General features: G+C 63.9%; 12 protein-coding genes. 3 read left to right on the top strand and 9 right to left on the bottom strand.

Annotation, left to right across the window (positions count from 1 at the left end):
• Nucleotides 1-2: 2 nt before the first annotated feature.
• The 4 genes from dmsD to HMPREF1023_RS09630 all read right to left on the bottom strand — a co-directional run bounded on the left by dmsD (nt 3) and on the right by HMPREF1023_RS09630 (nt 4551).
• Nucleotides 3-662: a Tat proofreading chaperone DmsD gene (gene dmsD / locus HMPREF1023_RS09645; RefSeq protein ID WP_009306095.1), complete on the bottom strand. Its 660-nt coding sequence runs from the start codon at nt 660-662 to the stop codon at nt 3-5.
• Nucleotides 659-1309, bottom strand: a complete 651-nt coding sequence (locus HMPREF1023_RS09640) for a DMSO/selenate family reductase complex B subunit (RefSeq protein ID WP_009306094.1) — start codon at nt 1307-1309, stop codon at nt 659-661. The genes dmsD and HMPREF1023_RS09640 overlap by 4 nt, the downstream gene beginning before the upstream one ends.
• Nucleotides 1310-1479: 170 nt before the next feature.
• A complete protein-coding gene (locus HMPREF1023_RS09635; RefSeq protein ID WP_009306093.1) occupies nt 1480-2094 on the bottom strand; it encodes a 4Fe-4S dicluster domain-containing protein in 615 nt (204 codons plus the stop codon).
• A 30-nt stretch (nt 2095-2124) separates the two neighbouring features.
• Nucleotides 2125-4551, bottom strand: coding sequence for a DMSO/selenate family reductase complex A subunit (locus HMPREF1023_RS09630; protein ID WP_009608012.1), 2427 nt, complete (start codon nt 4549-4551; stop codon nt 2125-2127).
• 246 nt (nt 4552-4797) lie between these two features.
• Here HMPREF1023_RS09630 and HMPREF1023_RS09625 point away from each other — a divergent pair, with 246 nt between their 5' ends.
• Nucleotides 4798-6426, top strand: a complete 1629-nt coding sequence (locus HMPREF1023_RS09625; RefSeq protein ID WP_009306091.1) for a LuxR C-terminal-related transcriptional regulator — start codon at nt 4798-4800, stop codon at nt 6424-6426.
• Nucleotides 6427-6600: 174 nt separating this feature from the next.
• Here the strand turns inward: HMPREF1023_RS09625 and HMPREF1023_RS16095 are convergent, their stop codons facing one another.
• Entirely contained in the window at nt 6601-6726 is a 126-nt protein-coding gene (locus HMPREF1023_RS16095) for a hypothetical protein (protein ID WP_015759991.1), read from the bottom strand.
• 377 nt (nt 6727-7103) lie between these two features.
• Between HMPREF1023_RS16095 and HMPREF1023_RS09620 the strand changes: the two genes are divergently transcribed.
• Nucleotides 7104-10316, top strand: coding sequence for a peptidase (locus tag HMPREF1023_RS09620; protein WP_015759990.1), 3213 nt, complete (start codon nt 7104-7106; stop codon nt 10314-10316).
• Between the two features lie 1354 nt (nt 10317-11670).
• Here HMPREF1023_RS09620 and HMPREF1023_RS09615 read toward each other — a convergent pair.
• The gene (locus HMPREF1023_RS09615; RefSeq protein ID WP_009306089.1) at nt 11671-12618 is read right to left on the bottom strand and encodes a DmsC/YnfH family molybdoenzyme membrane anchor subunit; all 948 of its coding nucleotides are present in this window, start codon (nt 12616-12618) and stop codon (nt 11671-11673) included.
• Nucleotides 12619-12824: 206 nt separating this feature from the next.
• Between HMPREF1023_RS09615 and HMPREF1023_RS15740 the strand changes: the two genes are divergently transcribed.
• Nucleotides 12825-12998: a hypothetical protein gene (locus HMPREF1023_RS15740; RefSeq protein WP_009306088.1), complete on the top strand. Its 174-nt coding sequence runs from the start codon at nt 12825-12827 to the stop codon at nt 12996-12998.
• A 15-nt stretch (nt 12999-13013) separates the two neighbouring features.
• On the opposite strand, the gene dapB is transcribed toward HMPREF1023_RS15740, so the two are convergent.
• The 3 genes from dapB to HMPREF1023_RS09600 are packed head-to-tail and all read right to left on the bottom strand — an operon-like array spanning nt 13014 to nt 15853.
• Nucleotides 13014-13814 carry a 4-hydroxy-tetrahydrodipicolinate reductase gene (gene dapB / locus HMPREF1023_RS09610; protein ID WP_009306087.1) on the bottom strand — a complete coding sequence of 267 codons (801 nt, stop codon included), beginning with the start codon at nt 13812-13814 and terminating at the stop codon, nt 13014-13016.
• A gap of 60 nt (nt 13815-13874) precedes the next feature.
• The gene (locus HMPREF1023_RS09605) at nt 13875-14363 is read right to left on the bottom strand and encodes an HPP family protein (RefSeq protein ID WP_009306086.1); all 489 of its coding nucleotides are present in this window, start codon (nt 14361-14363) and stop codon (nt 13875-13877) included.
• The gene (locus HMPREF1023_RS09600; RefSeq protein WP_229041097.1) at nt 14360-15853 is read right to left on the bottom strand and encodes an MDR family MFS transporter; all 1494 of its coding nucleotides are present in this window, start codon (nt 15851-15853) and stop codon (nt 14360-14362) included. Before HMPREF1023_RS09600 ends, HMPREF1023_RS09605 begins: the two co-directional genes overlap by 4 nt.
• Nucleotides 15854-16192: the final 339 nt, after the last annotated feature.

Raw genomic sequence — 16192 nt, 5'->3', positions numbered from 1 at the left:
TCCTAGCGGTAGAACCTCGGGTAGACGACGTCCAGGCCCAACTCGGCCTGAATGCCTTCGAGCGAAGCCTTCGTGAGACGCGCGAGACCTTCATAGAAGGGCTGGCCGGCCGCCTCGATCAGCTGGTCGAGGAAGTGCGACGACCAGGTGAGCAGATGCAGCCGCAGAAACTCGCCTAGATCCTGCGGCTGGTTGCGCGCGATCCAGGCCATGAGCACCAGCATGAGGCCCATATGGTCCTCGGGCGTCTTGTCGTCCGTCTGACGCGCGATGCCGTGAGAGCGCATCCACGCGCGCAGCTCCAGCGTGGTCGCACCGAACACGACGCATTCGCGATCCGTGTACACCGAGCCCCAAGGCGGCGCGGGCTTCGGCGCGGGACCGATGAACAGGCGGCGGTATTCCCACACCAGGCCGTCGGCGTCGATGCCTTCCGCCAACCCCGAGCGCATGAGATCGAGGTCGCACCGCGCCTCGGCTTCGTCGACGAACGGCCACTCCACGGCGGCCTGCGCAACGTCGATCGCGGCCATGGCCGCGAAGGCCGGGCCGGCATCGCCCTTCACCGGGTCTTGCAGGTAGAACGGCCCCAGCGTCTCGCCGACGAACGCGATGGCCTCGCGCACATCCTCGGACAGCGGTACGGTTGCTTCTTCGCTCATACCATGATCTCCTTATCGGTTGCCCGAAATCCAACTTCCAACAGGTTCGCCACGACGCCGTCCTTCGATTCCGCAGGACGGGCATCGGCGGACGGCTTGACGAACAGGTTCGGCACGGTCGCCTCGGGCCGGGGCAACGGCGCGATGGCCGCGCGCTCGCCGAGCTTCTTCATCTCGCCGACCGGCCCGAAGTCCAGCGCGCGAGCCGGGCAGGCCTCGACGCACACCGGCTTCTCGCCCGCGGCCACGCGTTCGATACAGCCGTCGCACTTCACCGAGTGCCCCTTTACGCGATCGACGCGCGGAGCGCTATACGGGCACGAAAGATGACAGTATCCGCAGCCGATGCAGTGCCGGTCGTTGACGCTGACCAGCCCGGTCTGCTCGTCTTTGTGCATGGCCTCGGTGGGACACACGCGCACGCACACCGGGTCGTCGCAATGGTTGCACGCCACCGACACGTTGTACGAGAAGCAGGTGGAGCCGAAGGTGCCGTCGCCGTTGCGAACCGTATCGCCTCCCGTGTATTCGAACACGCGGCGGTAGGCGGTGCCGACGTCGAGGTCGTAGGCGTCTTTGCAGGCGAACATGCACGTTTTGCACCCTGAGCAACGCGTTCCATCGAAGAAAAAAGCCTGCTGGGACATGTGGCGACCTCCTCTCGTCAACACGGAACCGCAAGCGCTCCCCCTATCCCAAAAAGCGGGGTACGCTGTATTTTAGCGTACCCCGCCAAGACGTGCGCCTCGCGCCGCAGATTGCCACGAGCCCCTCACGGAGGGAAGAGGGGCCGTGGCGTCGTACGCGAACAGTCCTGCTACGCGACCTCGAGCGGGTTGGCGATTTCCGCCGCGCCCACCGGCTGAGCGTCCGCGGATGCCTTGATAAAGATGTTCGGGGTGGTTTCGGACGGGTCGGGAAGCGGAGCGATGTTGCCGCGCTCGCCCATCTTCGCCATCTCCTCGGCGTCGCCGAAGTCCAGCGCACGAGCCGGGCAGGCCTCGACGCACACCGGCTTCTCGCCCGCGGCCACGCGCTCGGCGCACCCGTTGCAGCGAACCGCCTTCTTCTTCTCCTCGTCCACCTTCGGCGCGTTGTACGGGCACACGATGGCGCACGTTCCGCAGCCGATGCACTTCTCCTCGTCGATGGACATGAGGCCCGTGTCGGCGTCCTTGATGATGGCGCTCTGCGGGCACTTCTCGAAGCAAACCGGAGAATCGCAGTGGTTGCACGACATGGACAGCGGATAGCTGACGCAGGTGGTGCTGAAGGCGCCGTCGGCATCCTTCACGGTGTCGCCGATGGTCACCTCGTACACATGGCGAAACGAGATGCCCAGATCGATGTTCTTGTAGTCCTTGCACGCCATCTGGCAGGTCTTGCACCCCGTGCAGCGCGTGCCGTCAAAGTAGAATGCCTGTTGAGACATGATATATCACCCTTTCTGCGGCTCGTCGCCCTACGCCTTGGTCACCTGGCAGATGTTGCTGTGCTGGGGGTTGCCCTTAGCCAACGGAGACGGACGATGCGTCGTCAGCGTGTTGATGCAGCCGCCCTTGTCAACGCGATCGCCGTACATGTCGGCGTCGTGCCATGCGCCCTGCGAGATGCACACCGTGCCGGGAACCACGCGCGGCGTGACTTTCGCCAGGATCTCGATTTCGCCGAACGCGTTCTTCACGCGGATCTTGTCGCCCTGCTTGATGCTGCGCTCTTTAGCGTCGGCGGGGTTGATCCACGCCTCCTGCGGGTTCACTTCCTTGAGCAGCTCGATGCCGCCCCACGAGGAGTGCGTGCGACCGCGATAGTGGAAGCCGCTGCAGCGCAGGGGGAACTCGTCGGTGGGCACGTCAGTCTCGGTGAAACCGTGCGTGTACACCGGGATGGGCGAGATGAGGTCCTCCTCGCCAAGCTCCCAGGTGGAAGCGATGCCGGCCAGCGTCTCGGAGTAGATCTCGATCTTGCCGGTGGGAGTGTCCAGCGGGTTGGCCGCCGGGTCGTTGCGGAAGGCCTCGAACGCGATGGTCGCACCCTTCGGATTCTTGCGCGTGTAGACGCCCATTTCCATGGCCTCGTCGTACGTCGGCAGCTCGGTGTCCTTCTCGCGCGTCTTCTCGTAGAGCTCCTTGATCCACTCTTCCTGGGTCTTGCCCTCGGTGAACTGCTCCTTCACGCCCATCTTGTCGGCGATGAGGGTCAGGGCGTCGTAGAGGGTCTTGCGCTCGAACTTCGGCGTGGTGCACGGCTGGCCGCTGATCATGTATGCGTTGTCGCCGCCGGTGCCGATCTGCGACACCTGCTCGAAGCGGAACAGGTCGGGCAGCAGGATGTCGGCGTACTTGGCGGAGTCCGTCATGGCCGTCTCCCACACAACGATGAACTCGCACTTGCTCTCGTCGGCCAGGATGTCGTGCGCGTAGTTGATGTCGCCATGCTGGTTCGTCAGGCAGTTGCCGGCATAGTTCAGCATGCACTTGATGTTCTGGTTGAGCTTGTCCGCGCCCATCACAGCGGAGTTGAGCGCCGTCATCTCGGTACCGTGGTCAATAGCCTCGGTGAACAGGAAAACGGGGATCTTCGCCTTGATGGGGTTGTCGCCGGCCGGCAGGGACGTCAAGCTGATGGAGAACGAGCCCTCGCGGCAGCCGTTGCTCGTGCCCGGCAGGCCAACCTGGCCGGTCAGCAGCGGCAGCATCATGATGGACCAGCAGTTCAGCTCGCCGTTGCTGCGGCGCTGCGGGCCCCAGCCCTGAACGACGTACAGCGGCTTGGCCTCGCCGATCTCGGAAGCCAGCTCCCTGATGCGATCGGCGGAGATGCCGCAGATGGGGGCTGCCCACTCGGGGGTCTTCTCCACCATGTCGTAGCCGGTGCCCATGATGTAGTCCTTGTAGGACTTGTTCTGGCCCTTGGCGCTCTCGGGCATGGTGTCCTCGTCGAAACCGACGCAGTACGCGTCCAGGAACTCCTTGTCCACCTGGTCGTTCGCGATCAGCTCATGCGCGATGGCGGAACAGAGCGCGGCGTCGGTGCCGGGGTTGATGGGCTGCCACTCGGCGGAACGGCCCATGACGGAATCGTTCATGCGGGGGTCGATGTAGATCATCTTGCCCTTCGTGGTCTCGCGCAGATGCACCCAGTCGTAGTGCGACACGGCGCCGCCCTGGCGCGTCTCGGTCGGGCTCGTGCCGAACGCGAGGATGAGCGCGGCGTCCTCGGCGGCGTTGAGCGTGCTGCCGCTGAAGCCGGATGCGCCGTAGGTGTGGGGCACGATCATTTCCATCTGCATGGCGCTGTAGTCGCCGTACGACCCCAGGAAACCGCCGAGGCAGTTCATGAAACGCGGCAGCGAGCGCGCCGTCGTGGAGCTCACGCCCGTCGCATAGGGAATGTACACGGACTCGTTGCCGTACTCGTCGATGATGCGCTTGAGTTCGCTGGCGATCGTGTCGACGGCTTCGTCCCACGAGATCTGCTCGAACTTGCCCTCGCCGCGCTTGCCGACGCGTTTCATGGGGTAGTTGATGCGATCGGGGTTGGCGAGCCAGCGGCGATACGTGCGACCGCGCAGGCAGGCGCGCGGCTGAACCTCGTCGAAGCCGGCGTCCTTGCTGGTGTAGGTTTCCACCCAGGCGACCTCGTCGTCCTGCACGTGGAACTTCAGGCTGCAACGGCCGGGGCAGTTGATGGCGCAGTGACCCCACGTCGTGGTCTCCTCGACGGCCTGCGTCGCAGCGTCATTGCCCTTCGCGCCGTCGGCGCTCGGCGAGCAGCCGAACAGCGACACGGCACCCGTGCCCATCGCGGCCGCACCCAGGCCGGCCAGCGCCGAGCCCTTCATGAACGTGCGGCGAGACACCTGAGCGTTCTCCAACATGTTCGTCATGGTCCCTCCCTCTTTCCTCTCTCGTCTGGCGCTCCGCTTCCCGGGCGGAACGCCTCGCATTGTGGCACTCCCCCGCGACCGCCGTGTCACATAAAATATGCGAACTTATCGTTTCCCCAGGTCACAAGACAGCACTTTGGGTAATGCGTCGCACGATACTTCTGACAATACCGTTATACTGATGCAACGGGAACAGTGTGCGGGAACGGAAAAACCGCATATGCGCGCGGTCTCGGGGGAGGATCTTTGAACGCAGCCACCATCGTCAGCATCATGAAGCCGAACATCACCTCGCTCGGCTACGGCTTGTTCTTGGCCATCAACGCCGCGGGCGTATGGGGCGGCGTGTTCCCGTTTCTTCCGATGGAGTTCCAAACCACCGAGATCGTGTTCTGGTTCTTCCTCGCGCAATCGCTCGTGTTCTCGTTCAGCTACTTCGCCAGCGCCCTGGGATCGTACTTCTTCCCCGGCCCCACGCGCACATTCATCGTGCGGCTGGCCACCATGCCCTACCTTCTGGGATGGTGCTGCCTCATCGCGGCCATCTATCTGGACGCATGGGCGCTGCCGCTCGTCGTCGGCGGCGGCGCGCTCCTGGGCCTGGGGTCGGCCGGTTTCTACATGCTGTGGCAACGCCTGTTCGCCAGCCAGGATTCCGACACCGGCAACCGCGACCTCATCAAGGGTACCCTATACGCGGCGGTGCTGTACTTCTCGCTGTACCTTATTCCGCAAGCGGTGACGGCGTTTCTCATCCCGCTCGTGTTCCTGCCGCTATTCGGGTTGACCATCGTGCTGAAAAGCCGCGAGATCGACCTCGATCAAGCCATGTTCCAGGACGTGCCGCGCGACCATCCGCTCGTGTACCAGCGCCTGGTGAACGACTACTGGCGAAGCGCGCTATGCGTGGGCGCGCTGGGGTTCTGCACGGGCATCATGCGCTCCCTGGCCATCGGCGAGCCGGCGGTGGGATCGCTCGTGAACGTGCTGTCGATGGGCGGATCGTTGACCGCGGCTATATCGCTGCTGGTGTTGTGGCAGTTCAAGAACCTCAGCGTGAACGTGGTGGGCGCCTACCGCGTCTTCTTCCCGTTCGTCATCACCTCGTTTCTGCTGCTGCCGTTTCTGCCCGAGGAGTACGCGCGCTGGCTGGCCGGCGGCCTGTACGCCGTGTACAGCGTGGCTATCATGCTCATGATGATTCAATGCGCGCAAGCTTCGCGCGACCGCGGCATCAACCCCGTGTTCATCTACGGGTTCTTCGGCGGCATCGTGTACGCGCTGCACGACGTGGGCTTCATCGGCGGCACGTTCGCCGAGCAGACCATGATCATCGGCATCGCGCCGCTCGCCGTGGTGGCGCTCGTGGCCGTGTACCTGCTGGGGCTCATGTACTTCATCGGACAGGGCGGGTTCCGCCGCATCTTCAAACACGACAGCGATGCCGCGGCCAGCATCGAGCTGGTCGCCCTACGCGCGCATGCGCCCGAGAAGAAGCCTGCAGGGGCGAACGCGGAGGGCGAAAAGCCCGACGACGCGGTGCCGAAGAAGGCGGGCAAGCGCGGCGATCGGCCGCCTCGCGCGAGCCGCAAGCCGCAGCGCGAACGCAAGCGCGAGGAGCGCGTGTACCTCGACCGCATCTCGAAGCAGGCGGCGCTGTTGCAGCAGCATTACCGTCTGAGCGAGCGCGAGACGGAGGTCATGGAGCTCATCGCGCGCGGCAACACCGTGGCGCGCATCGCCGAGGATCTCGTGGTCACCGAGAACACCATCCGCACGCACTCGAAGCGCATCTACGCGAAGCTGGACATCCACAAGAAGCAGGAGCTGCTCGACCTCATCGAGTCCTTCGACCCCAACGACTTGCAGGAATAGAAACGCTGCAGTGCGCGGAAGCCCGCTTCGAGACCCTTTGCCTAAGGTCGCGCGCGACCCCGATTGTTGTACATCGATTCTCCTTGCGGAGCACGGCCGTTTTTGTATAATAAGGGCGAGCCGCAGGGAGCGCTAACTCCCCACGGCTCTCGAACTCGCTTCGGCGGTTTGGGTTTACTGTGAGCGCTCCTTTCCCTTGCGGGTTTGGAGCGCGTCTCTTATCATCAGGAAGATCTCGATGATTCGGGACATCAGCCTCATAAGCACTTCAGCCAACACCAGCAAATCCAAAACGGTCATGGTCATCACCTCCGTTCATCTAGAATATGAGAGGGAGAGGCACCAAGCCGCCGGATCGAATCCGTACCTATAAGTATAGCGACGCCGTCTCACGTTTCCATGGCACGCATCACCGTGGAAAACCTTCCCGACCTTGCCCGTTTCCAACGCCGCTCCCACGCGAATTCCATGCGCCTTGCCATCGTTTCCAACGCGGATTCCACACGCCTTGCACGCGGTTCCAACGCCGTTTCCTCGCAGCGGGACGAACGCGCGAAAACGCACCGGGCGAGCTCTCGCGACGTAATCAAGACCGTCCCTCAGCAAAGTCTCACCTGATCGCATGCTATACTTCTTGCCATCTTGGTTCGCCGCACGTTTCCCTGATCGGAGCTGCCATGAACGCTGCATCGCATGTCGAATCGCCAATATCCGGACGGAAGCTGTGCGCATTCGCACTCGCCGCGGCGCTTGCGCTCATGGCGGGAGCACAGTTCGTTCCCGCGCATTACGCCTGGGCTGAAGACGAGCCGGCGGCAACGGCTCAGGCGGATGCGACCCTCCCTGACGCGGCCCCACTCGAGGAAGCCCCGCCCGAGGTGGCAGCCTTGGCGCCCATAGAGAATGCGCCGCACCTCGACCTGAAGGACGGTTCCATCCTCTTGAAGGACTCCGGCTCGAACCTCCAATACAGCCAGGACAACGAGGCAACGTGGACGTCCTATTCCGGCAACGTGACGATCGGTGGAACGGCAGGCAGCGGCACGAACGTGCAAGTGCTCAACGGAACCCATGCGATACTTCTCAACGGCGTTACCATCAACGAGCCGCGCGCCAATCACGCGGCGATTGAAATCGGCAGCGACACGCAGGCTGCGCAGCTTACGCTCTGGCTGTATGGCTCGAACAAGCTTTCCGGTTCGAGCGGGTATCCCGCAATTTTCGCACCTGGTAAGGCTCATCTGATTTTCAAAGGCGATCTCTACGGCAGTCTGGAAGCGCAGGGAGGATACGAGGCTCCCGCCATCGGTGCGGACAGCGCGGTTTCAAGTTGCGGCACCATCGAGTTTTGGCAACCCGGCAACGTAACCGCGCGAAGCGGCAACGGCGCCCCTGCCCTCGGCGACCCGACCTCGAGCGCTGTGGATGCAACGGGGTCGGTGTCCTTCTTTTCGGGAACGGTGACCTTGCAGTCCTCAGGCACTTGCGACATTACCGCGAAAAGCATCGTCACCGGCGGCGGCAACATTCACCTCTCGCAGCGCCCGCCCGCCAACACGACGCTCGCCGTCGATCAGGGCGGCTCCTTCCCCAGTTCCGCGTATGTTCTGGTGTCGGGCTTGGCGGCAGGTGAGAATCTGCTCGGAGCCAGTTTTGGTGAGAAAGGCCCTGTCTTTGTCAGAGGCGATCGGTGGGTGGATGCCAAGCATTACATCGTAGACGGCTTCGCCACTTGGATGGACGACGGCGATCTGGGACTTTTTCTCGACAGAAACCTGCTTAAGGACGGCAGCTCCGTCAAGATGAGCTTTAGCGAATCCGGCAACGTGTACGAAGGCACGATCAAGGGTTCTGCCGAAGCCGGATACACGCTTCATCTGGCCATTCCCGACCCGCCTGTTGAAAACCCCGTCGTCAGCATGCACGAAAAAAAGGGCTGCAAGCTCATCGTCGATGTGAGTTCGGAGGGCATTCCGCAGTACACCCTCGACGGGGGAGTGAGTTGGACGCGCTACAGCGGGTACCTGGCTGTCACGGGAGCCGCAGATTTTACCTCCTTCCCCGTAAGCAATCAGGTGATCGTAAGGAAAGGCACTCACGCACTGCGCTTTCAGGATCTGAGCGGCGTTGCGGTTTCAATCGAGGGATCCTCGAACGCGACGCTCACGCTGGTGGGAAGTAATTACATATGCGGCCACAGACTGGAGGCGTCGCCGGGGGTGGCGGTTCGAGGCACCTCGTCTCTTACCATCAACGGCAAGGGAACCTTGAATACCGTGGGAGCAGGCACAGGTCGTCAGCCTTGCATCCTGGGAGAGCCGAACACGACCATCTCGATAGCGGGCGGCACGGTTCTCGCTCATTCGGGAGTAACGGGCGGTAATGGCATTACTGCAGGCAAGCTCGTTGTTTCCGGAGGCACTGTCGAAGCGCTCAGTCAGTCGAGTGGAAGCGCAGCGATCACGGCGAGCAAGTCCATCGCCGTCAGCGGCGGGTCGGTTACCGCCAAAGGCTCCAAGTTCGTCGCTGGCATCGGGTCGGATCATTACGGCTCGTGCGGCTCCATCACCATCAGCGGCGGCATAGTGAACGCGCACGGCGGCGACCTGTCTGCAGCCATAGGTTGCAGCGTCGGCGGCTCGTGCGGGGAAATCAAGATCAGCGGGGGCACCGTCAACGCCGTCGGCGGGCTGGGCACTCATGGAGCCGGCCGGGTCGCGGCTATCACAAGCTCCGTCAAGGCGCCCGTCATCACCGGCGGGACGGTAAAATGCAACGAGGCGGTTTCAACGAGGGCGGCGTCTTTGGCGTCGGCATCAGCTTCGCCGGCTCCGGCAGCGTTGAACTTCCTGCTCGCCTCCCCCGTCGCGCTCGCGTCCGACCTGGACGAGGAAGCAACGTCTCTTGCCTCCGAGGACGAGCAGCGCTTCGTCAACGAAAACAACGACGACCTCTCGCTTGTAACGATACACGGGCTTCCGGCGAACACGCCCATCTCCTCCTTGCAGATGCGCCTGCTCGACACGGAATTCGTGGAAGAGCCGACCGGCGGCAGCACCTACGGCATGCGCGACGTCCAGACCGACGACCAAGGCGCGCTCTACCTGCACCTCACGCCGCTCGAGGCGACGGACAAGCTGGTCGTCGCCTCGTGGAACGGCCGCAATTACAGCGGGCTGAGCGAGAGGAACCTGGACGGAACCTTCGCCATCGCACTCGCCCCCACCGAGGCCGCCGTGTACTACCAGTGGCACAGCTTCGAGGACGGCTGGGCCTACGAGGACGCCGGCGTCGATTGGAGCATCGACGGGCAGACGAGCGGAAACGCCGCCGGCCACGACGTGACCGCGCTGCGCATCGAGACGTCCATCGGCGGCTTGAACGTTTCCTACGCGGTCGACAACGGAAGCGGGTGGAGCCCGGCGGTTGAGAACGGCGACATCGCGGGCGAGATGGAGCAGCCCGTGCAGGCGCTGCGCGTCAGCCTGTCGGGCGACGAGGCTGCGCGCTACACCGTCTACTACCGCCTGTACGTGAAAGGCGTCGGCTGGATGGCTTGGGCGCATGACGGCACCGCCAACGGCACGTCGGGATACGGCTACCCCGTCAAGGCGTTCCAGGTGGCGATACTTCCTGCGGGAGCGACGCCCACGACCGGCGAGGCCAGCGCGACCGAGTACGCGTACCTGGTGAAAGACGGCCAAAGCCAGCCGGGGCTCATCGGCGAGAAGCCTTCCGCCGGGCATGAGGAACGCGAGGCTGCGCCCCCTGCGAAGGCGCTCGCCTCTACCGGCGACAGCCCGGCTTTCGCCATCGCCCTGGGCGCAGCCCTCGCAAGCGGCGCGCTGGTTCTTGCGTCGCGCGCCCGTCATCGCAGGTCGCTGTCCTGATCGGAGCTCCTGCCGCTCGCGCGAGACACCGCGCCCGCAGAGGGAGCATCGCCTCTGCGGGCGCGGCAGGGCTTCCGGGCGCAAGCGGCGCGACGAGCGTCACAGGTCGCCGTCTTCGGGCACGACGATGCAGTCGGTAGTCGTTCGGCCGTTCTTCATGGAGACGGTCACGGACTTGCCCGGCACCGTGTTCGAGGCCGCCGCCAAACGCTCCATGCTCGTACCGCCTTTGCATCAGAGGAGCCACCCCACCTGCACGGCGCGGGGAAGCCGATGTAGAAGATGGTTCCATGTTACCACATGATTACACCGTTTCGGACGCGCCGAGCCAAGGCCGCGCGCAAGGCGAAAGCGTGGGAAAGAGACGAAGGAACGGGGAGATCTCCCTCCCGCCATCCTCGCCCGGCTCCGGAATGCGCGTTTTTCACCTGTCTGTTGCGTCCCGATCGTTGCGCAACGATCCTCTTGGCGGAGCACGGTCGTTTTTGTATAATAAGGGCGAGCCGCAGGGAGGTGGTGCTCCCCACGGCTCTCGGATCGCTTCGGCGGTTTGGGTTTACTTGTGGCGCTCCTTTCCCCTGCGGGTTAGGAGCGCGCTCCTTATCACCAGAAACAGCTCGATGACGCGGGTAGCGAACTCCAAGAGCAAAATCACCAACGAAGCAATCCCCAAAACGGTCATGGTCATCACCTCCAATCATCTAGAATATTGAGAGGGAGAGGCACCAAGCCGCCGGATCGAATCCGTGCTTCTCAGTATAGCGACGCGGTCTCACGTTTCGTTTGCGCAGATCCAACGCGCGTTGCCGCCAAATCAAGCGCGTTTCCCACGTCGTTCCAACGCGGATTCCACGCGCCTTGCCGCCGTTTCCAACGTCGTTTCCACGCGTGTCACATCCCAATCCAGCGCCGATCAAACGCCGAAGCAGCGGACAACATGCGGTCGAAGGGCTAGCGCGAGCGAAGGGTCGCCGCCGACGCCCGATGAGGCGAAATTTCGTTTCCGAGGGTAAAACTGAGCCGGTTTGGCAATTTCGAGAGCGCGATTTCAGCCCGGTTGGCACCTATCTTGGGCTGAAATGTCAGGCGTGCTTTCAAAATGCCTGATCAGCGCGATGTGCTATTTAATGATTATATAGATCATAATTGCCAAACTGACTTGTTTTTACCGCTCCGCGGGACAATTTGCATCACCAGCGCGCCTGCCCCCTTCGCGCGCCCCCACCGCCACCGCGCGTGCCGCCGCGCGACACGCGCCGCCACGCGACAAGCTCAGGCGCGCGACAAAAACAAAAAAAGCCGCCGACGGCCTTTCGGGCGTCGGCGGCTTGAAAGTCTTCGAGGGCCGAAGCCTCTACACCTGCAGCGCGTAGAACATGAGGCGCGCCACGAAGATGCCGATGAGCACGGCCGCGTTGCCGGCCACGAGCAGCGGGATGGCCGAACGGACGCCCACGGGAGCATCAGCATCGACGTCCTCGCGATCGCGCAGCGGGATGGCCGCCGCAGCACCCGCCGTCCTTCCCATCGCCGCCACATTGCGGCCGCCGGGCATGAGCGTGGCGCGCAGAGTCGCCAGCATAACAACGAACCCCACGATGGATATCACGAGGTACACCCACGAACCGGGAAGCACGTCGGAGCCCGGAAAGAACGCGTTGAACGTGGACTGGGCGAACAGCAGCTGCGCGCTGACGGCGACGATGGCCGCCACCACGCCGATAAAGGCCGTGACCAGCGCTACCGTTGGCAACCGCGTCAAGCGCGCTTCGGGCATCCCACCCGCGAGAGCGACGACCAGCACGCCGAGCGGCACGCCGCCTGCGATGCAGAACCCGATGATGCCGAGCGGCACGAGCGGAGAGTTCCAGGTGAGCACCGCGGAGCCCATGTACATCACCCCGATGCTAAGCGACAGCAGCAGCGAAGCCGCGCCCACCACAGTGGCGAACACCTTGCGCGGACGCCCGTCCAGATTGCCCGTCATCGCGATGATCCAGTACACCACGGCCAGCGCGATTAACAGCATGCCAGCGATGCCCACGAAGGACAACGGCGCGATGTCGACGCCTTGGAACAAGCTCATCGAATACTGCGGCGACGAGAGCGCCACGAACGACGCGATGTAGCCCACGGCGAGGATCGCCATCGGAAGCAGCGTCCAGCGGTCGATGCGGGCGAGGCGCTCCTTGCTGAAACGCGTGGTCAGAAACGCCAGCGCCAGGCCGATGAACGCGCCCGAAGCCATCGGCACGAGCGTGGTGAACAGAACCATCGGCATTTGAAGCAATGCGAGATCCATACGATTTCACCTCCTCAGGATTCACGACGAATCCCCTAGCTGTCATATAAACAGCCCTCATCCTAGGAGCGCGCACAGGCAGGGCAGCTGACCCGCCGCCCCGTTTGAGAAGGTGTTGCCCGATCGTGACTTCGATGTCAGCGCGTCGCCCCCACCCCTGCAAGGCAAGCTGGTACCGTAGATGCTTCGACGAAAGGAGGGCCGCCATGACCCGCATCCAAAGAGGCTGGGCGGTGGCCGCCGTGCTGGCCGGCGCCCTGTTCGCCTGCACGATCGCCCTGTTCCTCGGTGGCACGATGCCGCTTGCGCCCGCGGCGGCGCTCGCGCTCATCGCCTGCGCCCTCTTCGTGACGGCCGCCCGCCAAGCCCGCCGCCCCTAGAAGGCGGGCGGTACGCTAACGCAGGTCGAACACGTCTTTAATGCTGTAAACGCCCGCGGGCTTTCCTTGGAGATACGCGGCGCAGTCCACGGCGCCGCGGGCGAAGCAGTCGTCGCTGTAGGAGTAGTGGGTGATCTCCAAACGCTCGCCCATGCCTCCGAAGTACACCTTGTGGTCGCTCGTGATATCGCCGGCGCGCAGCGAATGGAAGCCCACGCCGCCCGGCTTGCGCGCGCCGTGGCCCTCGCGGCCGTACTCGGCCAGCTCGTCGAGCGTGGTGCCCTTGAGCTCCGCGATCATGTTGCCGATGATGACGGCGGTGCCGCTGGGCGCGTCCAGCTTATCGCGGTCGTGCTGGTCGATGATCTCGATATCCGTCTCGTCCACGAGCGCCCGCGCCGCGATCTCCACCAACTTCAGCATCACGTTCACCATCTTCGAGGTGTTGCATTTGAAGATGATCGGGATGTGCCGGCCGGCCGCTTCGAATCGTTCGAACTGTTCGGGCGAGAACCCCGTGCTGGCCGTGACGAGAGCTTTCCCATGCGCCACGGCCAAGTCGAGCGTTTCGAGGCACTGCTCCACGCTGGAAACGTCAATGAGCGCGTCGCACGCGTCGATGACGGACGAGAGGTCGTCCGCCACGGGGATGCCCAGATCGCGTCCGAGGCCCACCACCTGGCCGAGGTCGCGGCCGATGTAGTCGCGTCCCGCAGGGCCCACGCCTCCCACCAGCTCCATACCCTCGCGCTCGGCGACGAATCGGCTGATGGGCTGCCCCATCTGCCCGTGGCATCCGACGACGATCACCTTCATGACGTTCTCCCTTCTCGACGCGCACCGATGCGGTTGATGCCGCCAGTATAAGCCCCGGCGCTACTCGGCGCTCGGCTCTTCCTCGCCGAACAGCACATCGAACAGGTAGCGGGTGATGGTGGCGCGGCGCACCATGCCGATGAGCCTGCCGTCCTCATCGATGACCGGCACCTTCTTGAACTTCTTCTTCGCCAGCACGTCGGCGATCTCGCCGATGGTCTGGTCGGCCGTGGCGCACAGCACCCGCTGCACGGCCAGCTCCATGACGTTGCGGCGCTTGAGCGCGCGGGCCTTCTCCTCGAAGGACTCGCTGTCGTACAGCACCATGTTGGAGTACCCACCGCTGAAGATGGAGCGCGTCTTCTGCGCGGCGACCGCTTTCATGATGTCGCCGTCGCTGATGAATCCCACCACATGGCGATCCTCGTCGATCACCACGAGCCCGCTCGTGCCCAGCTCGTTGAACAGGGTTACCACCTCGCCGAGGTTCTGGTCGTAGCGGCACGTGTACGCGTCCCGCTCCATGATGTCGCCGATCGTCCGATTCATCGTGCAGCTCCTTCCCGAGCTTCTTCCATTTCGATCTCAAGCGGCGCTTCGGCCCGGGATGCAGGCGAGGCGACCGCCTGCTTCTTGACGTTGCGCACCTTCAAGACGGCTATGACCAGCGCGACAGACGCCACGGCCGCGGAGATCCCGTACGCCACGTCGATGCCCGCCGCCGTGGACAGCACGGGGCCTGCCTCGGCGTTCGCCGCGGTCACCATGGTCATCACCGTCACGATGAGCGCCGTGCTCACTGCGCCGCCCACCTGGCGGCCCGTGTTGCTGATGGCGTTGCCGTGCGCGATCATGTCGTTCGGCAGCGCGTTGATGCCCCAGGTGGTGACCGGCATGTTCGCCAGCGTCAGACCGGAGGACTGGATGACGTAGAACGCTACGAGGTACGCGACCATCGTCTTGTCGTCGACGAGGGACAGCGCCGCCAGCGAAGCGGTGAGCCCCGTCAAGCCCATGATGGCTATGACGCGCGGCCCGAACCGGTCGAACAGCATGCCGCTGACCGGGCTCAGGAAGATGGTGGCCACCGCGCCGGGCGTCATGAGGATGCCGGTTTCGAACGCCGTCAGCCCCAGCACGTTCTGCAGGTAGATGGGCAGGATGACGCTGCCCACGGCCAGCGCCGAGTTGACCACCGTCACGATGACGGCCGAGTACGCGAACGTGGGGGTTTTGAGGGCCCGCAGCTGCAGCAGCGGCTCCTCGATATGCAGCTGGCGATGGATGAACCACGCGAGCGCGACCACGCCCACGACGATGCTGCCGACGACCACGGCGTTGCCCCAGCCCAGCGTGCTTGCACTGGAGAAACCGTACAGCAGGCCGCCGAACGCGAACGTGGACAGGACGATGGACGGCACGTCGAGGTGCGGGCGCTTGAGCTCCCCCACGTTCGTAAGTAGGAAGAAGCTCACCGCCAGCACGAGGATGGCCAGCGGGATCATCGCCCAGAACATCATGCGCCAGCCCCACGCGTCGATGATGCCCCCGGCCAGCACCGGGCCGGCCGCAGGCGCGCAGCTCATCACGATGCCGGCCATGCCCATGGCCGTGCCGCGCTTCTCGGGCGGGAAGATGAGCATGGGAACCACGCCCACGAGCGGCAGCTGCACGCCCGCGCCGGCCGCCTGCAGCACGCGGCCTACGATGAGCAGCTCGAACGTCGGGGCCCCCGCGCACAGCGCCGTGCCCACGATGAACGACATCAGCGAGACGAAGAAGAGCTTGCGCGTGGAGAAGCGGTCGATGAGGAACCCGGTGATGGGCACCATGATGCCGTTGACCAGCATGTAGATGGACGTCACCCACTGCGCGGTGCCGGCCGAGATGGAGAACGCGTCCATCAGCTTCGGCAGCGCGGGCGACAGGACGGTCTGGTTCAGGATGGCAAGGAACGCACCTGCCAGCACGATGCCGATGACGGTGATTTCCTTGCGGGTTACTTTGTGCTGTTCAGCAACCAATTGTTGTTCGTTCAAGAGCGCATCGACTTCCTTTGCGGACGCGTCGACAACCGAGCCCATCCCCTCGCTCGCGCGCAGGTAAGCGCACAAAGAGAACGGCCGGCGATCGATCGGGGAATATGAATGAGGAAAGCGAAAACGCGGAGGCCGTCGAACGAGGTCGTCCGCTTACGAGAGTCCGCTCATCGATGGCCTTGCCACACGCCAGGACCCACTTCGCCCGGCGCGCGGAACGCAGCCGTGCGCGAGCGTCGCCGCGAAAGCTGGCGAAGGCTGGTGTAGCGCTCGAATATGTACAGAAGCGATTTCACAGCGGGCAAGTATAGCGGAAGCCGAAACCCCCGTATCTTCGAG

It is taken from the genome of Eggerthella sp. 1_3_56FAA, assembly GCF_000185625.1.
In the GTDB taxonomy this organism is placed as follows: Bacteria; Actinomycetota; Coriobacteriia; order Coriobacteriales; family Eggerthellaceae; genus Eggerthella; species Eggerthella lenta.
The sequence above is the reverse complement of the archived record's forward strand: the minus strand, read 5'-3'. Positions and strand labels throughout refer to the sequence as shown.

What these genes read in the sequence shown, in the direction of transcription:
- dmsD (WP_009306095.1), bottom strand. Translation starts at nt 662, where the DNA reads ATGAGCGAAGAAGCAACCGTACCGCTGTCCGAGGATGTGCGCGAGGCC.
- HMPREF1023_RS09640 (WP_009306094.1), bottom strand. Translation starts at nt 1,309, where the DNA reads ATGTCCCAGCAGGCTTTTTTCTTCGATGGAACGCGTTGCTCAGGGTGC.
- HMPREF1023_RS09635 (WP_009306093.1), bottom strand. Translation starts at nt 2,094, where the DNA reads ATGTCTCAACAGGCATTCTACTTTGACGGCACGCGCTGCACGGGGTGC.
- HMPREF1023_RS09630 (WP_009608012.1), bottom strand. Translation starts at nt 4,551, where the DNA reads ATGACGAACATGTTGGAGAACGCTCAGGTGTCTCGCCGCACGTTCATG.
- HMPREF1023_RS16095 (WP_015759991.1), bottom strand. Translation starts at nt 6,726, where the DNA reads ATGACCGTTTTGGATTTGCTGGTGTTGGCTGAAGTGCTTATGAGGCTG.
- HMPREF1023_RS09620 (WP_015759990.1), top strand. Translation starts at nt 7,104, where the DNA reads ATGAACGCTGCATCGCATGTCGAATCGCCAATATCCGGACGGAAGCTG.
- HMPREF1023_RS09615 (WP_009306089.1), bottom strand. Translation starts at nt 12,618, where the DNA reads ATGGATCTCGCATTGCTTCAAATGCCGATGGTTCTGTTCACCACGCTC.
- HMPREF1023_RS15740 (WP_009306088.1), top strand. Translation starts at nt 12,825, where the DNA reads ATGACCCGCATCCAAAGAGGCTGGGCGGTGGCCGCCGTGCTGGCCGGC.
- dapB (WP_009306087.1), bottom strand. Translation starts at nt 13,814, where the DNA reads ATGAAGGTGATCGTCGTCGGATGCCACGGGCAGATGGGGCAGCCCATC.
- HMPREF1023_RS09605 (WP_009306086.1), bottom strand. Translation starts at nt 14,363, where the DNA reads ATGAATCGGACGATCGGCGACATCATGGAGCGGGACGCGTACACGTGC.